Origin of the sequence: Streptomyces sp. NPDC002088, from assembly GCF_040296605.1 — a bacterium.
Taxonomy (GTDB): Bacteria; Actinomycetota; Actinomycetes; order Streptomycetales; family Streptomycetaceae; genus Streptomyces.
This window is the reverse complement of record NZ_JBEOXO010000016.1, coordinates 1-19,904: the sequence shown is the minus strand read 5'-3', so window position 1 is coordinate 19,904 and position 19,904 is coordinate 1. Positions and strand designations below refer to the sequence as shown.

General features: G+C 69.9%; 13 protein-coding genes and 2 pseudogenes. 7 read left to right on the top strand and 8 right to left on the bottom strand.

Translation table 11 applies throughout. The features are described 5' to 3' along the window. Positions 1 to 790 precede the first annotated feature (790 nt). Together ABT114_RS29670 and ABT114_RS29665 are read right to left on the bottom strand one after the other, a co-directional pair. Positions 791 to 2,797 carry a GxGYxYP domain-containing protein gene (locus ABT114_RS29670; RefSeq protein WP_351145946.1) on the bottom strand — a complete coding sequence of 669 codons (2,007 nt, stop codon included), beginning with the start codon at positions 2,795 to 2,797 and terminating at the stop codon, positions 791 to 793. Between the two features lie 6 nt (positions 2,798 to 2,803). After that, complete coding sequence (locus ABT114_RS29665; RefSeq protein ID WP_351145945.1) at positions 2,804 to 4,069, bottom strand: ROK family transcriptional regulator; 1,266 nt, start codon at positions 4,067 to 4,069, stop codon at positions 2,804 to 2,806. 104 nt (positions 4,070 to 4,173) lie between these two features. On the opposite strand from ABT114_RS29665, the gene ABT114_RS29660 reads away from it, so the two are divergent. The 6 genes from ABT114_RS29660 to ABT114_RS50680 all read left to right on the top strand — a co-directional run bounded on the left by ABT114_RS29660 (position 4,174) and on the right by ABT114_RS50680 (position 12,444). Then, positions 4,174 to 5,535, top strand: a complete 1,362-nt coding sequence (locus ABT114_RS29660) for an extracellular solute-binding protein (protein ID WP_351145944.1) — start codon at positions 4,174 to 4,176, stop codon at positions 5,533 to 5,535. Then, the gene (locus tag ABT114_RS29655; RefSeq protein ID WP_351145943.1) at positions 5,532 to 6,452 is read left to right on the top strand and encodes a carbohydrate ABC transporter permease; all 921 of its coding nucleotides are present in this window, start codon (positions 5,532 to 5,534) and stop codon (positions 6,450 to 6,452) included. The genes ABT114_RS29660 and ABT114_RS29655 overlap by 4 nt, the downstream gene beginning before the upstream one ends. Next, positions 6,452 to 7,273, top strand: coding sequence for a carbohydrate ABC transporter permease (locus ABT114_RS29650; RefSeq protein WP_351145942.1), 822 nt, complete (start codon positions 6,452 to 6,454; stop codon positions 7,271 to 7,273). The genes ABT114_RS29655 and ABT114_RS29650 overlap by 1 nt, the downstream gene beginning before the upstream one ends. Positions 7,274 to 7,276: 3 nt before the next feature. Then, positions 7,277 to 11,344: a glycoside hydrolase family 38 N-terminal domain-containing protein gene (locus ABT114_RS29645; RefSeq protein ID WP_351145941.1), complete on the top strand. Its 4,068-nt coding sequence runs from the start codon at positions 7,277 to 7,279 to the stop codon at positions 11,342 to 11,344. Further along, positions 11,341 to 11,910 (top strand): DUF7158 domain-containing protein, encoded by a 570-nt coding sequence (locus ABT114_RS29640; protein ID WP_351145940.1) that lies wholly within the window; start codon positions 11,341 to 11,343, stop codon positions 11,908 to 11,910. Before ABT114_RS29645 ends, ABT114_RS29640 begins: the two co-directional genes overlap by 4 nt. Before the next feature lie 261 nt (positions 11,911 to 12,171). Further along, complete coding sequence (locus ABT114_RS50680) at positions 12,172 to 12,444, top strand: transposase (RefSeq protein ID WP_502988415.1); 273 nt, start codon at positions 12,172 to 12,174, stop codon at positions 12,442 to 12,444. Between the two features lie 49 nt (positions 12,445 to 12,493). Here ABT114_RS50680 and exaC read toward each other — a convergent pair whose 3' ends face one another. From exaC to xylB, 6 genes and pseudogenes are all read right to left on the bottom strand, one after another. After that, entirely contained in the window at positions 12,494 to 14,017 is a 1,524-nt protein-coding gene (gene exaC, locus ABT114_RS29630; protein WP_351145939.1) for an acetaldehyde dehydrogenase ExaC, read from the bottom strand. Between the two features lie 96 nt (positions 14,018 to 14,113). After that, positions 14,114 to 15,382, bottom strand: a complete 1,269-nt coding sequence (locus ABT114_RS29625) for a GAF domain-containing protein (protein WP_351145938.1) — start codon at positions 15,380 to 15,382, stop codon at positions 14,114 to 14,116. Positions 15,383 to 15,592: 210 nt separating this feature from the next. Then, complete coding sequence (locus ABT114_RS29620) at positions 15,593 to 16,192, bottom strand: N-acetylmuramoyl-L-alanine amidase (protein WP_351145937.1); 600 nt, start codon at positions 16,190 to 16,192, stop codon at positions 15,593 to 15,595. Between the two features lie 94 nt (positions 16,193 to 16,286). Continuing rightward, positions 16,287 to 16,457, bottom strand: a pseudogene (locus ABT114_RS29615) (acetamidase/formamidase family protein); the annotation flags it as partial. 203 nt (positions 16,458 to 16,660) lie between these two features. Then, positions 16,661 to 17,869, bottom strand: coding sequence for an ROK family protein (locus ABT114_RS29610; RefSeq protein ID WP_351145936.1), 1,209 nt, complete (start codon positions 17,867 to 17,869; stop codon positions 16,661 to 16,663). A gap of 29 nt (positions 17,870 to 17,898) precedes the next feature. After that, the gene (gene xylB, locus ABT114_RS29605; protein WP_351145935.1) at positions 17,899 to 19,344 is read right to left on the bottom strand and encodes a xylulokinase; all 1,446 of its coding nucleotides are present in this window, start codon (positions 19,342 to 19,344) and stop codon (positions 17,899 to 17,901) included. A 180-nt stretch (positions 19,345 to 19,524) separates the two neighbouring features. Here xylB and ABT114_RS29600 point away from each other — a divergent pair. Then, a pseudogene (locus ABT114_RS29600) lies at positions 19,525 to 19,904 on the top strand (xylose isomerase); the annotation flags it as partial.

The window sequence follows — 19,904 nt, the reverse complement described above, 5'->3', positions numbered from 1 at the left end:
CGCTCCGGCCGACCCGCGAAATGTTGTCGTCCACGGGCGGGTACGCCTAGGGCCTGAACGCGTGTTCATCGCCGGGGGCGCCCTCGTGGCGCTGCTCTCCGTCGTCCTGCTCGTTGTCGCGATCGCGGGTCAGTGACAGATCCCGAGCGCTTACTACGCGAAGTTCCTGGCCGGAACACATGACCGCGCCAACCAGCTGATCGAGCATTCGATGAACCACTGGGAGGCGACGCGGATGCCGAGTCAGGTGCAGGCTGGTCCGGAAATATTCCGGACCAGCTGGTCAGGGCGGGGATGACAGTGGGACGAACTGGGAGTGAGGAAGCATTTCGCCTTGCTGCTTGATTGCGGGCCATGAAGGGCGCCCGGCTGGGAGTTTCCCCAGCTCGGGCGCCCTTTTCCATGCCTTTAGAAGAAACCCAGCTTCTTCGGGGAACAGCTCACCAGTAGATTCTTCGTCTGCTGGTGGTACAGAGGTTGCACCGCTGTTGACCAGGGAAGACAGCGGTTCAGCTGTGGCTACCCCGAGTTGCGGTCCGCGAATGGTCCGGATCTTGGTGCCGCAGCGACAGCTGACGCGGCGATGCCAGAGCGGCGCTCAGGCGGCAGCGCCGGCCGCATCGAGGCCCCATGACACTCAAGGACAGCCGCTATGTCCGAACTGCCTGATCATAGACCCGGCCAACCTGGAGACCTGCATCGTCTGCGCAGCGAACGACGCCTGGTGAACAGCTCAGAAGCCGTACGAGCCATACTGGTTGTTTTTGTGGCGGGGCTACGGCGCCCCCTCCTACCGGGTGGCCCGGTTCAGCAGCTCGAAGAAGGTGTCTCCCCTCACCACTTCGAACGGGTCGGTGAGCAGTTCGCCGAGCTCGGCGATGTCGCTCGGCGTCCAGTTCCACGCGTTGACCGCCCCGGCGATGAAGAGCGGACCGCTCCCGTCCCAGCCCTCGATGTGCTTCACCAGCCCGTCCCGGTACTCCGCCGCGTTGCCCTGCGGCCAGTAGCTGCCGATCACCGGCAGCCCGGCGGGGCTGATCTGCAGGTCACCGGTCTCCCAGGACTGGATGATGCCGCGCACCGGGGTGTTGTCCCGGTAGGAGCGGGCGATGCGCTCGTCGAAGGGGACCCAGCCGGTGCCCTCCGTGAGTCGCTGGTTGTAGGCGTAGACCAGGTCCATGCCGGTCCGGCGCAGGAAGCTCCCGGTGAGCTGGGTGTACGCGTCCAGCGCCTCCTCGGGCCAGGAGCCGGGATAGGTGTATCCGGCGCCGGACGGGCCGGCGATCAGCAGGTCGTTGGCGGTGGCGGTGCGCTGGTAGTAGGACAGCAGTGCGGGGCCGATGTCGGCCAGGAGCGGACTGACCGTCCAGTTGAGGGGCACCTGACCGCGCGCGGAGTTGTCCCACAGGTCGCGCATGCGGCGCTGGCAGTACTGGATGTTGTCGCCCTCGCCCACGGTGAGCGTGAGGTACACCCGGTTGCGGAGCTTCGCCGACGGACGTGGCCGAACCCGGTCGGAAACTTTCGCCCGGGTGCCGGCGTGCACCGTGCCGTTCATGTAGTAGTCGGCGGCCACCACTTCCACCCCGTGCTGTGAGGCCCGGTCGACGCCGCCCCATTCCCCCGCCACGTCATTGGAGAACCAGCCGCAGTACGGGGTGGTCGGCTCGACCTGGCTGAACACTTCGTCGAGCAGCGCGCCGGTGGCTCCTGAGGGCGGCAGCCACACCACCATGGCCCGGGAGGCGACCGCGTAGTCGCGGAAGTACGGGAAGGGCTCGACGCGGGTGGGCGCGGTGGTCGTAGCGGTGACCAGGTACTGGTTCCACAGGTCGACATCGACCGTGAGCCGGGTGGTCCCGGCCGGTGCGGTGAACCGGTAGATAAAGTAGCCGCCGCCGTCACTGAAGCGGTTGGCGTCGCCGCCGATGGAGGAGTTGAGCCCGTCGAAGAGGTAGGGGGCCTCGGCATCCGTACCCGGCGCGAAGGACGCTATCTCCTGGCCGTCGGCCCGTACGGTGACCTGCCCCACCGAAGCGCCCCAGCCGTCGTCCCCCAGGGCGTCCTGGAAGCGGAGGAAGACCCCGTCCGTGCCGGGGAGTTCGGTGCTGAGGTCGAAGGTGCGTACCTCCCGGTTGGAGGAGTCGCGGATACGGTCCGGTTCGCGGGCGATCTCCCGCCACTGGACACCGTCCACCGTCACGGTCCTGGTGGGCGGGAGCCCGGCCAGCAGGGTGTGGGTGCAGCGGGGGAACAGGTTGTCCAGTTGCCAGCGGTAGACCGCCTGCGGGTCGTCGGCGAAACGGCCCCGAAGGTCGGCGACGACCTTCAGGCCGTACCGGCTCGCCTGTTCGGCGGTGGCCGCGACGGCGTTCTCCAGACCGGCCAGGGTGGTGGCGACGTTGACCGAGTCGGGGACCTCGGGGTCGTGCAGGACGGCCCCGCGGACCTCGCCGCGGTAGCGACCGATCAGGTCGAGAGCGTTGTCGTGGCGGGTTATGTCGGCGCCGGTGCCGGTCAGCCAGCGCAGGTCGACGCCGCCGGCGTCGTAGTTGAAGTAGAGGCGGGGGCGGCGCCGGTTGACGACCCCCTGGAGGGTGGTCAGCAGCAGCTGATCGTCCCCGTGGAGTGTGCTCACGTCGGCGACGTCGAGCGTGGTGGCGCGGCCGAAGGACGGCAGCAGGGGAGTGGGACTGTCGCGTTCGGTGGCGGCGGCCTGACCGGGGAGGCCGAAGCCCAGGCCGGCTGCCGCCAGGATCGTTCCGTTGGTCAGCAGGAAGTATCTTCGGGACACCATTGACGATCACTGCTCCTCGGGCGCGGAAATGACAGCGTTGTCATCAGCCGGTGAAGGTAGCGATGCGTGGGGCGCGTGTAAAGGGGGCGGACGCCTCGGCCGGGTCGGCAGCGTGGGCGCGTAGGTCGAGTGGAAGACCAGCGAGGCTGCGCCGATCGCCGCCGCGTCGGCTCCCATCGGCGCGATCTCCACCCGCACGTCGTGCAGACGGCGGTTGAAGGAACGGGTGTTCACCGCCTCCGCCATGGCATCGCGGAAGGCATCCGCGGCTTCACGCAGCGCCGGGCCGCCGATCAGCAGGAGGTCGACGTCGAGCAGGTTGACGATACTCACGGCGGCATCGGCCAGCCGTACGGTGACGCCCCGGATCGTCTCGACCGCGGCGGCATCTCCGGCGCGGAAGGCCGCGCAGATCCCGGCATGGGTGAGCCGGTGGCCGGTGCGCGCGGCGTGGGCTGCCTCGATCGCTGCCGGGCGGCACTCGGCCTCCAGACAGCCCCGGTTGCCGCAGTAGCACTCGGCCCCGCCGGGGACCACGGTGAGGTGACCGAACTCGGCCGCGCCGAGGGACCGGCCCCGGTAGATCTGATGGTCGAGGACGAGGCCGCCACCGATGCCCGTACCCAGGTACAGGTAGGCGTAGCTGGGCACTGATCTGCCCGCGCCCGCCCAGCGTTCGCCGATCGCGGCGGCGGTGGCGTCGTTGTCGGAGCTGACGGCGAAGCCGGTGGCCTCCTCCAGGAGTGCCCGGATGGGGATCCGGTCCCAGCCGCTCAGCTGGGGTGGCGAGTACATGGTGCCGTCCGCGTCCAGCGGGCCGGGGCAGGCGAGCCCGACGCCGAGGACCCGGGCGTCGGAGACATGCGCGGCGTCCAGCAGAGATCGTGCGGCGCGCGCCATGACGGCGATCACCGACGCGGGCCGGAGTCCGGTCGTCAGGGTGCGGCGGCAGGTCCGTACGGGAACTCCGGCCAGGTTGGCCAGGACGACCGTGATCTCGGCGGGATCGAAGTGGATCCCGATCGCGTATCCGGCGCCGGGGTTGATCCGCAGGATCGTGCGTGGTTTGCCGCCGGTCGACGGGAGAGTCCCGCCCTCCCGCACCAGTCCCTCACCGAGAAGCCGCCGCACGATCACGGAGACGGTCTGCGCGGTGAGTCCCGTACGGTCGGCGATCTGGACCCGGCTGATGCCTTCCGAGGCCCGGATCGCCTCCAGTACGACAGCCTGGTTGTAACTCCCGTTTCCGGGGTGGTTCGTTCCCATCGGCATGCGAGGAAATGTCACACAGCGTATTGACTTAGTCAATCAGACTGACTTACGTTTCCCGGCACTTGAGGCACGACAGCGCACAACACCGTCACCAGGAGGACGAGTTGAAGAGGCGCACTATGTTGGCCGGGGCACTCGCGACGGCAGCCGCCGGCGCGACCGCCGTCACGGGTTGTTCGGGTGGCTCCGGGAAGGAGTCGAACGAGATCGAGGTCCTCTACCGCGTGGAGCCGACCTGGCCCCACTTGGAGAAGTCCCTCAAGGGAGCCAAGGCCGAGTACGAGGCCGCCCACCCGGACGTCAAGATCAAGCTGACGGCCGTCCAGGGCACCAACGAGGACTACTACACCAAACTCGCCTTGCTGAACCGGTCCGCCGACTCCGCCCCCGACGTCTACCTCCACGACACCTTCCAGGTGAACGCCGATGTGGCGGCCGGGAAACTGGCACCGCTGGACGATTTCCTCGCCAAGTGGCCCGACTGGAAGGCGCAGTTCCCCGAGTCTGTCCAGAAGGCGGCGCAGGGACTCGACGGAAAGACGTACGGTGTGCCCATCTCGACCGATACCCGCGGTCTCTGGTACCACAAGGATGTCTTCGAGGCCGCCGGTCTGCCGATCCCCTGGACGCCGAAGACCTGGGACGACGTGCTGGAGGCGGCGCGTACCGTCAAGCGCAAGGTGCGCGGGGTCACCCCGTTCTCCATGTACTCGACGAAGATCCTCGGTGAGGCCGCGACCATGCAGGGCTTCGAGATGCTGCTGTACGGGACACCCGGCGGGACGCTGTTCGAGAACGAGAAGTGGGTGACGGCCAGTGCGGGCATCACCGATTCACTGAAGTTCGTCGACACCGTCTACCGGGAGGACCTCGGCCCGAAGAAGGCCGACGCCCTCAACGCCAAGCTCGGCGACAAGGTGCTCCTGGAGTGGTTCCCCAAGGGCAAGATCGGCATCGCGCTGGACGGCGCGTGGGCCTCGGGCGCCTGGAAGCCGACCAGCCCCACCCCGTGGGCAGACTGGACGAAGAAGATGGGCTGGACCCCCATGCCCACCCAGAAGGGCGAGGCGCCTGGTGCGGTGAGCATGTCCGGCGGGTGGGTGATGGCGGTGAGTTCGTACAGCAAGCGCAAGCAGAAGGGCTTCGACTTCATCACGTTCGCGCTGAACAAGAAGCACGCCATGGAGTACTCACTGGGCACCGGCGACCTCGCGGTCCGCAAGGACGTGGCGGCCGACCCGAAGTACCTTGCGGAGAACCCGTCGGTGGAGTTCTGGACCGATCTCGCGAAGGTGTCGCACTACCGTCCTGCCTACGAGGCGTACCCGAAGGTCTCCACCCAGATCCAGGAGGCGATGGAAGCGGTCACCCTGGGGTCGAAGTCCCCCGAGGAGGCAGCGGAGCAGTACGCGGAGGGTGTGGAGCGGGCCGTAGGATCCGACAACGTTGTCAGCAAGGCGTCGTGACGCTCACCACCGCGGCCGGACCGAAACGGGCGCCGGTCGCGAAAACGCAGCCGTCGCCCGTACGGCGCGGGAAGACCATGCGCTGGCTGCTCCCCCTGGCCCCCACGCTCCTGCTGCTCGCGATCTTCCTGGTGGGCCCGGTCGGGTGGAGCGTGTACGTCGCGTTCACCAACGAGACGCTCACCGGGTCGGCGTCCGTCCATCCCCGCTTCATCGGGCTCGACAACTTCACCCGGCTCTTCGACGACGAGGCCTTCGTCAGCTCACTGATCCGCACCCTCGTCTTCGTCCTCGGCTCGGCCGTCATCGGGCAGAACATCCTCGGCATGCTCATCGCGCTGCTCCAGCGCGGCAAGAGCCGCATGGTGCGCGGCGTGGTGAACGGGGTGGTCATCGCCGCGTGGGTGATGCCCGAAGTGGTCGCCGCCGCCTGCTGGTTCTCGTTCCTCGGCGACGAGGGCACCGTGAACTCGGTGTTCGGGATCCACCAGGAGTGGCTGATCACCGCACCGCTCTTCGCGGTGATCCTCGCCAATGTCTGGCGTGGCACCGCTTTCTCGATGCTCGTGTACTCGGCGGCGCTCTCCGAGGTGCCGCGCGACCTGCTGGAGGCCGCGAAGGTCGACGGCGCGTCCACACTGCGTACGTTCTTCAGCGTCACACTGCCGCTGATCCGCCGCTCGGTGCTGTCCAATCTGATGCTGACCACCCTCCAGACCCTGGCGAGCTTCGGCCTGATCTACGCCCTGACCGGCGGCGGGCCGGGCGAGGCCAGCCAGACCACCCCGCTGTACATGTACGAGCAGGCGTTCCGGTACTTCGAGATCGGCTACGGCAGTGCCATGGCGCTGGTGATGCTGGTCATCGGCGCCCTCTTCTCGCTGGTCTACCTGCGACTGATCAAGGTGGAGTCCTGATGACCCGCTGGGGCGCGCGCTGGTCGGCCCACGCCGTACTCGCGCTGATCACCCTGTCCTTCCTCGGCCCCTTCCTGTGGGTGCTGCTCTCGTCCGTCCAGCCCGGTTCCTCTCCCGCCGCCAAACCCTCCTTCTCCTTCTCCCTCGACAACTTCAAGGCCGTCCTCAACTACGACACCGTGTACGGTCCACTGCTCAACTCCGTGGTCATCTCCGGCGGGACCGCCGTCCTCACCGTCGTCGTGGCCGGTCTCGCCGCCTATCCGCTCTCCCGCTACCGGCTGCGCTTCAAGCGCCACTTCATGCTCACCCTGCTCTTCTCCACCGGCCTCCCGCTGACCGCGATCATGGTCCCGGTCTATGCGATGTTCTTCCGCTTCAGCCTGTACGGCTCGGTCCCCGCGATGGTCCTCTTCCTGACGGCGAGTTCGCTGCCGTTCTCGATCTGGATGATGAAGAACTTCATGGACGGCGTGCCGATCAGCCTGGAGGAAGCCGCCTGGGTCGACGGAGCCGGCTGGATGAAGTCGCTGCGGTTCGTCGTCGCCCCGCTGATGGCACCGGGCATCGCGGTCGTCGCGATCTTCGTGTTCGTCGGCCAGTGGGGCAACTTCTTCGTCCCGTTCGTGCTGCTCGACGCCCCCGACAAGCAGCCCGCCGCCGTCACCATCTACACGTTCTTCTCCCAGTACGGCCGGGTCGCCTACGGTCAACTCGCCGCGTTCTCCGTCATCTACACCACCCCCGCGGTCCTGCTCTATGTCGCGGTCAACAAATACCTCTCCGGCTCGTTCAACATGGCCGGCTCGGTGAAGGGATAACAGGTGCGCATTGTCGAGGTCGAGTCGACCGACCTGTTCGTCGGAACCGCGGACGATCCGCTCCAGGTCGTACGGGTCACGCTGAGCGAACCCGCCCAAGTCGTCATCAGCGGCCCCGGTGTGCACGGGGAGGGGATGGCGGGCGAGATCGGCGTACGGTGCGAGGCCGCCGTGCCCGGCACCGTCGTGCCCATCACCGTCCGGGCCGGCGACGCGCGGATGGAGGCAGAGCTGACCGTCGCCGAACCGGGGTGGACGGTGTGGATGGTGCCGCACTTCCACTACGACCCGGTGTGGTGGAACACCCAGGCCGCCTACACCACCACATGGGACGCGGCCGGCGACACCGCCCAGCAGTTCCGGGTCGACTTCCAGCAGACCGGCTTCGAGCTGATGCGGCTGCATCTGCGGACCGCCCGCCGTGACCCCGACTACCGGTTCGTCCTGGCGGAGATCGACTACCTCAAACCGTACTGGGACGCCCATCCCGGCGACCGCGCCCTGCTGCGCCGACTGCTCGCCGAGGGGCGGATCGAGCTGATGGGGGGCACGTACAACGAGCCGAACACCAACCTCACCTCCGCCGAATCCACCGCCCGCAATTTGGTCTACGGCATCGGCTTCCAGCGCGGTGTGATGGGCGGTGACCCGCAGACCGCCTGGCAGTTGGACGTCTTCGGGCACGACCCGCAGTTCCCCGGCCTGGTCGCCGACGCCGGGCTGACCTCCTCGTCGTGGGCGCGCGGCCCCTACCACCAGTGGGGTCCGATGCTCACCGACCGCGACCGGGAGCAGGACGGCTGGGGCGACCCGTCGGGGATGCAGTTCCCCGCCGAGTTCGAGTGGCTCTCGCCCAGCGGGCGCGGGGTGCTCACGCACTACATGCCGGCGCACTACAGCGCGGGCTGGTGGATGGACAGCGCGACGACCCTCGGCGAGGCGGAGGACGCCGTCCTGGAGCTGTACCGGCTGATGCGGAAGGTGTCCGCGACCCGCAACATCCTGCTGCCGGTGGGTACCGACTACACGCCACCCAACCGCTGGGTCACCCGGATCCACCGCGACTTCGCCGCCCGCTACACCTGGCCGCGCCTGGTGTGCGCGCTGCCCCGCGACTTCTTCGCGGCGGTCCGCGCCGAACTGCCCGCGCCCTCGCCGCAGACCCGGGACATGAACCCCGTCTACACCGGCAAGGACGTGTCGTTCATCGACACCAAGCAGGCCCAGCGTGCCGCCGAGACCCTGCTCACCGACGCGGAGAAGTTCGCCACCCTCGCCGCGGTCGAGACCGGGGCGGCCTACCCGTACGCCCGCATCGACAAGGCGTGGCGGCAGCTCGCGTACGGCGCGCACCACGACGCGATCACCGGCTCGGAGTCCGACCAGGTCTATCTGGACCTGGTGACGAGCTGGCGGGAGGCGTACGACACCGGGCGCGATGTGCTGGCCGCGTCGCTGCGGCGGCTGGGGACCGACGACGCGATTTGCGTGTTCAACCCGTCCGCCTGGCCGCGCACCGATCTCGTCCGCACGCGCCTGGCACTCCCTCAACCTGGCTTCCATGGCTGGGAGTTGGAGGACGGCACACCGATTCTGGTGGAGAACGTCGTCCACCACGAGGACGGCTCGCTCGCGGAGGCCGACCTCGTCTTCCTCGCCCGCGATGTGCCCTCGCTCGGCTACCGCGCCTACCGGCCGCGCCCTTCGCGTACGGGCTGCGCCTGGACGCCGTCCGACGGAAACCGGATCGCGAACTCCACCCACACCCTGGAGGTCGACCCCCGGCGAGGTGGCTGCGTCTCCCGGCTGGCTGTCGAGGGCCGCGAGCTGCTTCAGGCGGGGCGGGTCGGCAACGAGCTGCTGGTGTACGAGGAGTACCCGGCGCATCCGCGCTACCACGAGGGCCCTTGGCATCTGGTGCCCAGCGGCCCCGTGACCGGCTCGGCGTCCCTCCCCGCCAAGTCGGTGACGGTCGAGACGAGCCCGTTGGGCGAGCGGATCACCGTCACGGGCACGGTCGGCCCGGTCTCGTACACCCAGACGCTCACCCTGTGGCACGGGCTCGACCGGCTCGACGGGGTCACCCACATCGACGCTTTCGACGGGGCCGACCAGCTGCTACGGCTGCGCTGGCCGGTGCAGGTGCCTGGTGCGCTGCCGGTGAGCGAGGTCGCCGACGCGGTGATCGGGCGCGGGTTCGGGCTCATCGACGTCGACTCCGAGGAGCACCCCTGGACACTGGACAATCCGGCGGGCAACTGGTTCGCGCTGTCGTCGACGGCCCGGGTCGATCTGCCCGGCGGGGCGCGTGCGATCGGTATCGCGGAGATCGTCACACCTGACGGTGGCGGGGCACGCGATCTGGCGGTGGCGCTGGTCAAGTCCGGTGTGACCAGCACCTGTTCGGCTGCTCCGGGCGCCCGGTACGGGGATCTGACCGTCGACTCCAACCTGCCCGATGTGCGCATCACGATCGGCGGCCCCGAAGAGAACCCGTTCACGGCGGAGGTGCTGAGCGGTGTGTACGCCGACGTGTTCGCCGAGCAACTGGCCACGACCGGGCGGGTGCGGTTGTGGATCCCGGCCGACAGCCCGCTGGAGAAGGTGTGGGTGCCGGGCGCCGATCTGCGTGGCCCCCGTGCGCTGCCGGTGCTGGTGATCGCCGGCGAGGGGGCGGTGGACGCGCTCGTGGCGGACCTCGACGACGCCGTGATCGAGGTCACGGAGGGCGGTCCGCTCACCGAGCCGCCCCTCGACGACTACACCGTCGCTATCGTCAACCAGGGCATGCCGGGCTTCGCCGTGGACACCGGCGGCGCGCTGCACCTGTCGCTGATGCGCTCCTGCACCGGCTGGCCGTCGGGCATCTGGATCGACCCACCGCACCGCACCACCCCCGACGGGACCGCCTTCCAACAGCAGCACTGGACCCACTCCTTCGACTACACGCTCCTCGCGGGCGCCGGGGACTGGCGGGCGCGAGGCGTCGTACCGCTCGCGCACGACATCAACCACCCGCTGCGCGCGGCGCACGGCGAGCGCATGGGGCAGCCGGAGCAGCGCTCTTACCTGTCGGTGGAACCGGCCGGGCAGGTCGTTCTCACCGCCCTCAAGCCCACCGGCAATCCCCTGTCCGACGGCCACGACCCCGGCCCGGTCGAGAGTCTCACGATGCGCTGGCACGAGGCGACCGGCCGGGACGCGCGGGCCGTCATCACCACGGACCTCCCGGTGTCCGACGCCCACCGCGCGGACCTGCTGGAACACCCCGGTTCTCCGCTTGCCGACCTCACCCTGGACCTCGGCGGCATGGACATCGCCACCGTCGTCGCCCCCCTCACCACCCCGGGCGGCGCCCCCGCCCCCGGCCGGGAGCCGCACCAGCCGGTCTTCACCCGCTACTGGCTCCACAACACAGGTCCCGCCCCGATCGGCAACATGCCGCTCGCCCTCCACCTCGAACCGCCGGTCCTGCGGAACACCGACGACGAGATCGTGGTGACGGTCGCTTCGGCCCTCGCCGACCGACAAGCCACAGGGAACGTCGAGCTCATCCTCCCCGAGGGCTGGTCGACCCGGACCGGCCTCCTCCCGTACGGCCTTGAGCCCGGTGGTCACACCTCCCGAACGGTCCGGATCACACCACCTGCCGCGGCCGAGGCGGGCACGTACTGGGTGCGGGCGCGGACGACCCATGACGGCCAGGTCTTCGAGGACGTGACGCGGGTGCTGATCGGTGACGCTCCGGCCGCCGAGCCGGTGGCGACGCTGGGGACGACCCGGGTGCGACTGGCACCGGGCGAGTCCGGGGCCTTGGAGGTCACGCTCACCTCCCAGGTGCGCACCTCCGTCTCCGTACAGGCTCAACTGATCAGCCCCTGGGGGACGTTCGAGCTGTTTCCCGAGTGGGACACGGGCACCGAGGTGCCGGCGCACGGCGTGGCCGTGGTGCGCTTCCCCGTCACCGTCCCGGCCGGGACCCGCCCCGGCGGCTGGTGGGCCGTGGTCAAGCTGGCGGCGGCGGGCTGGCTGCACTACACCGAGGCGGTAGAGATCGAGGTGGCCCCGTGACCGGGCCGCGGGCGGCCGCGCACGTCGGGGCGCGCGCCGTCACCGAGGACGAGGTCCAGGCAAGGGTCACGGCACTGCGCCGGGGCCCGCTGGCCACCCGGCTGCCCCGCCCGGGCACGGCGGACGCCCGCAATCTGCGCCGCTGGGTGGTCCAGCTGCTGACGTACGAAGCGGTGATCGAAGACGCGGCGGCGACCATGGGCCTGGTCACTGAACAGCCCCACCGGCGAAGGGAGTTCAATCTGTCCGCCGCACTGAGCACGGGCGGGGTCACGGCAGCCGTACTCGCCTCGCTCCCGGTCGCCATGGCGGTGTACGACCGCATCACCGCCCACATCACTGTCCCCCCGTCCGAGGTACGCGCCTACTACGACCGCAACCGCGACGAGCACCCCGACCCGTACGAGAAGGCCCGCCCAGCCATCGCGCACGAACTGCGCCGAGCGGCGGCGGACCGCCACTTCGCCCTCTGGCTGGAACACCGCCACGCGATGACGGTCACCCTCCATCCCGGTTTCGAACATCCCGCCGATCCCCGCCATGCCGACGCCACCCACCGGCACTGACGCGGCAAGGCACCACGCCTACAGTGAGGTGACCCCCGGAGTGGGGACACAGGGGTACATGCGGTGAGTGAGATTCTAGCGATCTTGTGGTGTTGCTGTTCGAACTCCATCGGCGATAGGTATGGGCTTGATCCGCTTTGACGGACATCCGAGATCAGGGGTTCCGCCCCGGAAGGTTGTCCATCATGGAGATCATGGGGCAGAAGAAGCCTCGCCTCGCCGTTCGTTCACGCCGGAGTCCAAAGCCGAGATCGTCGAGTTGTGCCGAGCGGTGACCGCTCGGTCGGCCAGGTCGCCAAGGACTTCGATCTGACCGAGACCGCGGTGCGGCTGTGGGTCAGCCAGGCCGAGGTAGATGCGGGCGAGCGCGACGGGCTGACCAGCAGCGAACGCGAGGAATTGGCCACGCTGCGGCGGGAGAACCGCCGGCTGCGGGAGGACGATGGACCGGAACTACTGGTCCGGAGCGGGAAATCCATGGGAAGAACCGGGAGTTATCGCGCCAATCGACCTCGGTTGTCTCGTTTCGAGTGAAAGGTGCCTGACGGGTATCTGTCCTGGTCAGGCGCCCTTTTTCCTGTGGCTAGAAGAAGCCGAGCTTCTTCGGCGAGTACGACACCAGGAGGTTCTTCGTCTGCTGGTAGTGCTCCAGCATCATCTTGTGCGTCTCGCGGCCGATCCCGGACTGCTTGTAGCCTCCGAAGGCCGCGTGCGCGGGGTAGGCGTGGTAGCAGTTCGTCCAGACGCGGCCCGCCTGGATCGCCCGGCCCGCGCGGTACGCCGTGTTGATGTCGCGGGTCCACACACCGGCTCCGAGGCCGTACAGCGTGTCGTTGGCGATCTTGATGGCGTCGTCGAAGTCGCCGAACGAGGCCACGGAGACCACCGGTCCGAAGATCTCCTCCTGGAAGATCCGCATACGGTTGTCGCCCTCGAAGATCGTCGGGCGGACGTAGTAGCCCCCCTTCAAGTCGCCGTCGTACTCGGCGCGCTCGCCACCGGTGAGCACCTTGGCGCCCTCCTCGCGACCGATGTCGATGTACGAGAGGATCTTGGCCAGCTGATCGCTGGACGCCTGGGCCCCGATCATCGTGTCGGTGTCCAGGGGGTGGCCGGGCTTGATCAGCTCGGTGCGGGCGACGGCCGCCTTCAGGAAGTCGCCGTAGTTGCCGCGCTGGATCAGCCCGCGGGACGGGCAGGTGCACACCTCGCCCTGGTTCAGCGCGAACATGGTGAAGCCCTCGAGAGCCTTGTCCCGCAGGTCGTCGTCCTTCTCCCACACGTCGTCGAAGAAGATGTTGGGCGACTTGCCGCCGAGCTCCAGCGTGACCGGCTTGAGGTTCTCCGAGGCGTACTGCATGATCAGCCGCCCTGTCGACGTCTCGCCCGTGAAGGCGATCTTCGCCACGCGCGGGCTGGACGCGAGGGGCTTGCCCGCCTCCTCGCCGAAGCCGTTGACGATGTTCACGACTCCCGGCGGCAGCAGGTCGGTGACCAGGCTCATCCAGTAGTGCAGGGAGACCGGGGTCTGCTCGGCGGGCTTGATGACGACCGCGTTGCCCGCGGCGAGCGCCGGGGCGAGCTTCCACGTGGCCATCAGGATCGGGAAGTTCCACGGGATGATCTGCGCGACGACACCGAGCGGCTCGTGGAAGTGGTACGCCACCGTGTCGTCGTCGACCTCGCTCAGCGCCCCCTCCTGGGCACGGATCGCGCCCGCGAAGTACCGGAAGTGGTCGATGGCCAGCGGGATGTCGGCCGCCAGCGTCTCCCGGACCGGCTTGCCGTTCTCCCAGCTCTCGGCGACCGCCAGCGGCTCGAGGTTCGCCTCCATACGGTCGGCGATCTTGAGCAGGATGTCGGAGCGCTCGGTCGCCGACCTGCGGCCCCAGCCCGGCGCGGCCGCGTGCGCGGCGTCGAGCGCCCGCTCCACGTCCTCCGCCGTGCCACGCGCCACCTCGGTGAACGGCTGACCGTTCACCGGACTCGGGTTCTCGAAGTACTGCCCACGGGCCGGAGGCACGTACGCACCGCCGATGAAGTGGTCGTAGCGCGCCTGGTAGGAGACGATCGCGCCTTCGGTGCCGGGCGCCGCGTAACGGGTCATGCTGGTCGGCCTCCTTCAGAAGCGCTGCCCGCCGTTGGGCAGCTCTCGGCGCGAGGCTAGGGACGCGGACGTTGCGACCACGTTGCGGGTCCGTGCTCAGCGTCCCGACGGCCGGGCCGGTGCCGCCAGCTCCGCCTCCAGCGCGGCGAGTCGCGCCCGTACCACCGCCGTCGGGCGCACCGCGGCAAGCGCCCGCCATACGTCGAGGTCGTCCTCGCCCCACGGCGTGTGCGCCCAGTCCGCCAGCAGATCGGGGTCGCGGCGGGCGATCAGCGCCGCCCGCAGACCGTCGGCTATGCGCTGCCTGAGCCGCACCACGGCCGGGGCCTGGGAGCCTGGCAGCAGCGGTCCGGCGTACGCCGCCGCGGCCGCCGTGACCGCCCCCGTCTCCAGGCGTCTCTCGACGGCCGTGACATCGGACTCGACCGGCACCGTCAGCCGGTAGGGGCGCGAGGCCAGCAGCCCGGGGCCGAGGACCCCGCGCAGCCGGGCCAGTTCGGCGCGCAGCGTCACTGGCGTCACCGACTCGTCCTCGTACAGCGCGCACAGCAGCTCGTCGCCGGTCAGGCCCTCCGGGTGCCGGGCCAGCAGCACCAGGATCTCGCTGTGCCTGCGGCTGAGCCTCACCTTGCGGCCGTCGGCGAGCAGCCGTGCTTCGTCGCGGCCCAGTGCGGTCAGTTCGGCCGTGTCCTCGGCGGCTTGTTCGGGGGCGAGCAGCGCCAGATGGGACTCGGCGGCGCGTGCGACGGCCTGGACGAACCCAAGGCTGTGCGGATGCGCGAGCCCGTCCCCGCCGGTGATGTCCACGGCACCGAGCACCCGTCCGGTGCGCGGATCGTGCACCGGCGCCGCCGCGCAGGTCCAGGGCTGCACCCGCCGGCTGAAGTGCTCGGCCGCGAAGACCTGCACCGGCCGGTTCACGGCGACCGCCGTGCCCGGCGCGTTCGTCCCGACCGCCGTCTCCGCCCACCGGGCACCCGGCACGAAGTTCATCAGCCCCGCCTGCCGCCGGGTCGCCGCGTGACCCTCGACCCACAGCAGCCTGCCGTGCCCGTCGCACACCGCCAGCAGATGTTCGCCGTCGGCGGCGAACGTGCCCATCAACTCACGAAACAGCGGCATCACCCGCGCCAGCGGATGCTCGGCGCGGTACGCGCCGAGGTCGCCGTCCATGAGTTCCACGCTCGCGGTGCCGTCCGGCCCGACCCCGGCCCGCACGGAACGCCGCCACGAGTCCGCCACCACGGCGCGCACCGGCCGCGTCACCGTGCCCGCCTCGGTGAACGTGTCGTGCGCACGGCGCAGCACCTCCGCGCGCTCGACGGGGTCGGCCCCCGGCTCCAGGGCCACCCAGGGATCGGTCAACTCGGCCTCCCGGAAAGCGATACTGCTGAGGCGATGCGACTGAGGCGATGAGGCTCGGGCAACGGGCTCAGGCGACATGGCTCGGCAGTGCGGCTGAGGACATCGTCACTCCGGGTGTGCGTGCCGACAACCGTTTCGACCACGGCGATCCGAACAGTGCCGACCATGGGCACGCCGATTCGGTCGGGTCGGTCAGGCAGATCAGGTGGGTCAGGCGAAGTTGACGAGCCTTATATAGCGGGTCCAATCCCAGTTCGGTCCGGGATCGGTGTGGTTCGTGCCCGGTACCTCGTAGTGCCCGATGATGTGCGCGCGGTCCTTGGGGATGCCGTACTCGGCGCAGATCGCCGCCGTGAGCCTGGCCGACTCTTCGTACAGGGCGTCGGTGAAATAGGCGGGCTCGTCCACCCAGCCCTCGTGCTCGATGCCGATGCTGCGCGTGTTGTAGTCCCAGTTCCCCGCGTGCCAGGCGATGTCGTGCTCGCGGACGCACTGGGCGATGTGCCCGTCGGCGGAGCGGACGACGTAGTGCGCGGACACGCCCTTCGCCGGGTTCTGGAAGATGGCGAGGGTGTCGGGGTAGGTCTCCTGGGTGACGTGGATGACCACGTAGTCGAGGGGGTAGGCGGTGGGGCGGTTCGACGCCGTGTAGTTGGAGGTGCTCGCCGGCTGCCACTCGGCGAGCGGGTAGTCGACGGCCTCTGCCTGCGCATCGGCCCGGGTCCCGGGGAGCAGCGCGTACGGGATGGCGGCGAGGGCGGCTCCTTTGAGGAGCCGTCGCCTGCTGGGCAGTGGTCTTGCCCGTTCCATGCTCGATCACCTTTCGGTGGGGGAGGGCTGTCATGAGGATTGGGCCATTAGGGCATTGGGGCATTAGGCGTTGGGCTCTTTGGGCCAAGTGCGATCAGAGCTGGAGACCTGACGCGGCCTCACGCATTCGCGCGTGCAGCCCGTGGTGAGTCTCGCGCGTCGGCAGCCATTCCTTGCGGAGCTGGGCCATACACGTGTAGTTGGTGTCGCGCCCGTTGGCCGACGGCGACTCGACGGCCTGGGTAGCGAACTGGTATGCGTCCAGCGACATGTGAAGCCCCCCCACGTTCACCCGACACGCCAGCCGTCGTCACGATACGGCGGCTGCGCCTCGCGTGAATCACGGTACGGCGCCTGCGGGTTGGGCAGAAGAGCGTGGCAGGCTTCCGTGGACGGCCGGGACGTTGTGGAGAACTCGGTCACTCGAACGAGTGGTTTCAGTTCTGAGTGGATCCCAGTCGCCGGGGCTCAGCCCCGCTCCGCCACCGCCGCCGGATCATCCAGCACCATCCGGACCACCGAGTGCGCGGCACCCAGCAACGGCCCCTCGGAACCCAGACGTGACACGGACACGGGACAGGCCGGCCCCGCCGTGCGCCGGGCCAACTCTTCCCGCAGGGACGGCAGCAGCCAGGGGGCGAGACCGGCCAGCGCACCCCCGAGCACGACGCTCTGGGGGTCGAGGAGGTTGACCGCCCCGGTCAGCGCGATACCGAATGCCGTTCCCGCTTCGCTCAGCGCCCGCCGTACGGCCTCGTCACCCTCCGCGGCGCGCCCCGCGAGCAGCCCGACACGGTCCTCGCCGGGCTCCAGGCCGGCCGCGCGCAGCACGGCTTCCTCACCGGCGTACTGCTCCAGGCAGCCGCGCCCGCCGCACGCGCACTCCGGCCCGTCAGGATGGACCGGAACATGTCCCAACTCGCCCGCGAACCCCCGAGTTCCGCGCAGCAGCCGCCCATCCACCACGACCGCCGCGCCGATGCCGATCTCAGCGGACACATGGAGGAAGTCGCGCGGGGTGCCCTCGCCGAGCCACAGTTCGGCGAGGCCGCCGAAGTTGGCCTCGTTGTCCACGGTCAGCGGCAACTCCGCCGGCAGCAGGCGGCCGAGGTCGAGGTCGTGCCAGTCGAGGTTCGGAGCGCGTACGACGGTCCGCGCGTCGGGGGCGACCAGACCGGGCACGGCCACGGCGAGCCCCGCCGGCCACAGGCCGTCACGTTCTGTCTCGGCGGCGACCAGGCGCACCAGCGAGGCGAGTTCCTCGACGACCGGTTCGGGGGAGCGGCCGCGGTTCGTGCCGTGCCGCACGGCCCTCGCCCGCACTTCCCCGCGCAGGTCGACCGCGCAGACCGCGAGGTGGTCGACCCCCACCTCGGCGCCGATCCCGGTGGGCCCGCGCCCGCTGACGGCGAGAGCCGACCCGGGCCGGCCGACTCGGCCGGGTCGCTCGGGGCCCAGTTCCTCCAGCAGGCCGGAGCGTATGAGCTCGTCGACGAGGGTCGACACCGCCGCCCGGGTCAGACCGATGCGCGAGGCGACCGCGGCGCGGGAGAGCGAGCCCTCGGCGCCGACCGCGTGCATCACCCGGGCGAGATTGCGCCGACGCATGCCCTGCTGGGTGTCGGGCAGCGCGCGACCGGGGCCGGTCGGGTGTCCCTCGTGCAGCGGTGTGGTCATGCCTGCGGTCAGTCCTCGGTCCGTGTCCTTCAGCGGGCGCTCGTCCCTCGCTCCAGCAGCGGGGCCGCGTCGGAGAGTACCCCGCCGATCCTTGCCAGCGTCTCCTCGTCCCGTTCCACCGCCTCCAGCACCGGCCCCTGCGCGGTGTTCCAGCGCCGGGCGACCGCGGCCGGGTCCTCGCCGGTCAGCAGGCCGGCGGCCTGGGCCGCGGCGCCGAGCGCGACCAGTTCCCTGGCCTCGGGGACCTGGACGGGCCGCCCCGACAGCCGCCGTACCGTCTGCTGCCAGGCCGTGCCTTGGGCACCGCCGCCGATCAGCAGCAGCGGGGCCGTGCGGTCCGCGTCCTCGTCGAGCACCAGGTCGAGCGCGCCCAGCAGGGAGTGAACGGCGCCGTCGTAGGCGGCCTGCAGGAGCTGGCCGGCGGTCGTGTCATGGCGCAGGCCGTGCAGGAGCCCCGAGGCGTTCGGCAGGTTCGGGGTGCGTTCGCCGTCCAGGTAGGGCAGGAGTGTGATCCCGGTAGTGGGCTCAACCGCCTCGCGGTCGAGGCCCAGCAGGGCGGCGAGGCGGTCGACGGCGAGCGTGCAGTTCAGCGTGCAGGCCAGCGGCAGCCAGTCGCCGTGCGCGTCGGCGAAGCCCGCCACGGTGCCGGTGGGGTCTGCGGGGCGCCGCTTCGACACCGCGTACACCGTGCCCGACGTGCCGAGACTGAGCACCGGAGTGCCGGGACGCAACCCCAGCCCCAGCGCGGCGGCGGCGTTGTCGCCGGTGCCGGGGGCGACCAGGGTGCCCTTGGAGAAGGGCAGGTCGTGGCTGTCGCGGACGGTACCGGCCACCTCGCCGGGCCGGACCACGCGGGGCAGGAGGGCGGGGTCGAGACCCACGTGGGCGAGGGTCTCCTCGTCGTACGCCTCGGTCCCGGACGCCCACCAGCCGGTGCCGGAGGCGTCACCGCGGTCGGTCGTGCCCTGCCCCGTGAGACGCTCGGTGAGGTAATCGTGGGGGAGGCGTACGGCCTTGGTGGCGCGGACCGCCTCCGGCTCGTGCTCTGCCAGCCAGGCCCACTTCGTGACCGTGAACGACGCTCCGGGCACACTCCCCGTGCGCTCCGCCCAGGCCTTCGGCCCGCCCAGTTCCTCGATCAGCCGACGGGCCTGCGGCGCCGAGCGGACGTCGTTCCACAGCAGGGCCGGGCGAACCGGCTCGCCCTGGGCGTCGAGGGTCACGAGCCCGTGCTGCTGCCCGCCGATCGACACCGCGGCGGCCTCGTGGGCCGCCTCACCGCACTGGCGCAGGGCCTCGCACAGGGCGTCCCACCACTGACGCGGGTCGCTCTCACGGCCCGCCCCGGAGGAGACGGTGTGCCGTGCCTGGCCGCTCGCGACGACCTGACCGGTGGCCGCGTCGACGACGAGCGCCTTGGTGGACTGGGTGGACGAGTCCACGCCGACGACGAGCGGACCCTCGGCTGCTGACATCGGGCTCTCCCTCTTTTTCCGCGGCTCCGCGGGATCTGACCTGCTGTTTTCATGGTGCCCGGGGGTTCGGAGACCCGGATCTCACCCTTCGGGGACATCTTGTCCCTTCCCAGGGATGTGCTGGCATACTAATTTGTAAACAGCCATGACGAAATAGTTCAGCAACAAAGGAGCCGCGGCATGAGCTACCAGCCCACCCCTGAGGACAGGTTCACCTTCGGCCTGTGGACCGTCGGCTGGCAGGGACGGGACCCGTTCGGTGACGCCACCCGCCGTGCCCTCGACCCGGTCGAGACGGTGCAGCGCCTGGCCGAGCTCGGGGCCTACGGTGTGACCTTCCACGACGACGACCTGATCCCCTTCGGGTCCTCGGACAGCGAGCGTGAGTCGCACATCAAGCGGTTCCGGCAGGCCCTGGACGCGACGGGTCTGAAGGTGCCGATGGCGACCACCAACCTCTTCACACACCCGGTGTTCAAGGACGGCGCGTTCACCGCGAACGACCGGGACGTGCGCCGTTACGCGCTGCGCAAGACGATCCGCAACATCGACCTCGCGGT

Coding starts and splice junctions, on each gene's coding strand:
- ABT114_RS29670 (WP_351145946.1), bottom strand. CDS start 2,797: ATGGTGTCCCGAAGATACTTCCTGCTGACCAACGGAACGATCCTGGCG.
- ABT114_RS29610 (WP_351145936.1), bottom strand. CDS start 17,869: ATGACCACACCGCTGCACGAGGGACACCCGACCGGCCCCGGTCGCGCG.
- ABT114_RS29650 (WP_351145942.1), top strand. CDS start 6,452: ATGACCCGCTGGGGCGCGCGCTGGTCGGCCCACGCCGTACTCGCGCTG.
- exaC (WP_351145939.1), bottom strand. CDS start 14,017: ATGACCCGTTACGCGGCGCCCGGCACCGAAGGCGCGATCGTCTCCTAC.
- ABT114_RS29620 (WP_351145937.1), bottom strand. CDS start 16,192: ATGGAACGGGCAAGACCACTGCCCAGCAGGCGACGGCTCCTCAAAGGA.
- xylB (WP_351145935.1), bottom strand. CDS start 19,344: ATGTCAGCAGCCGAGGGTCCGCTCGTCGTCGGCGTGGACTCGTCCACC.
- ABT114_RS29665 (WP_351145945.1), bottom strand. CDS start 4,069: ATGCCGATGGGAACGAACCACCCCGGAAACGGGAGTTACAACCAGGCT.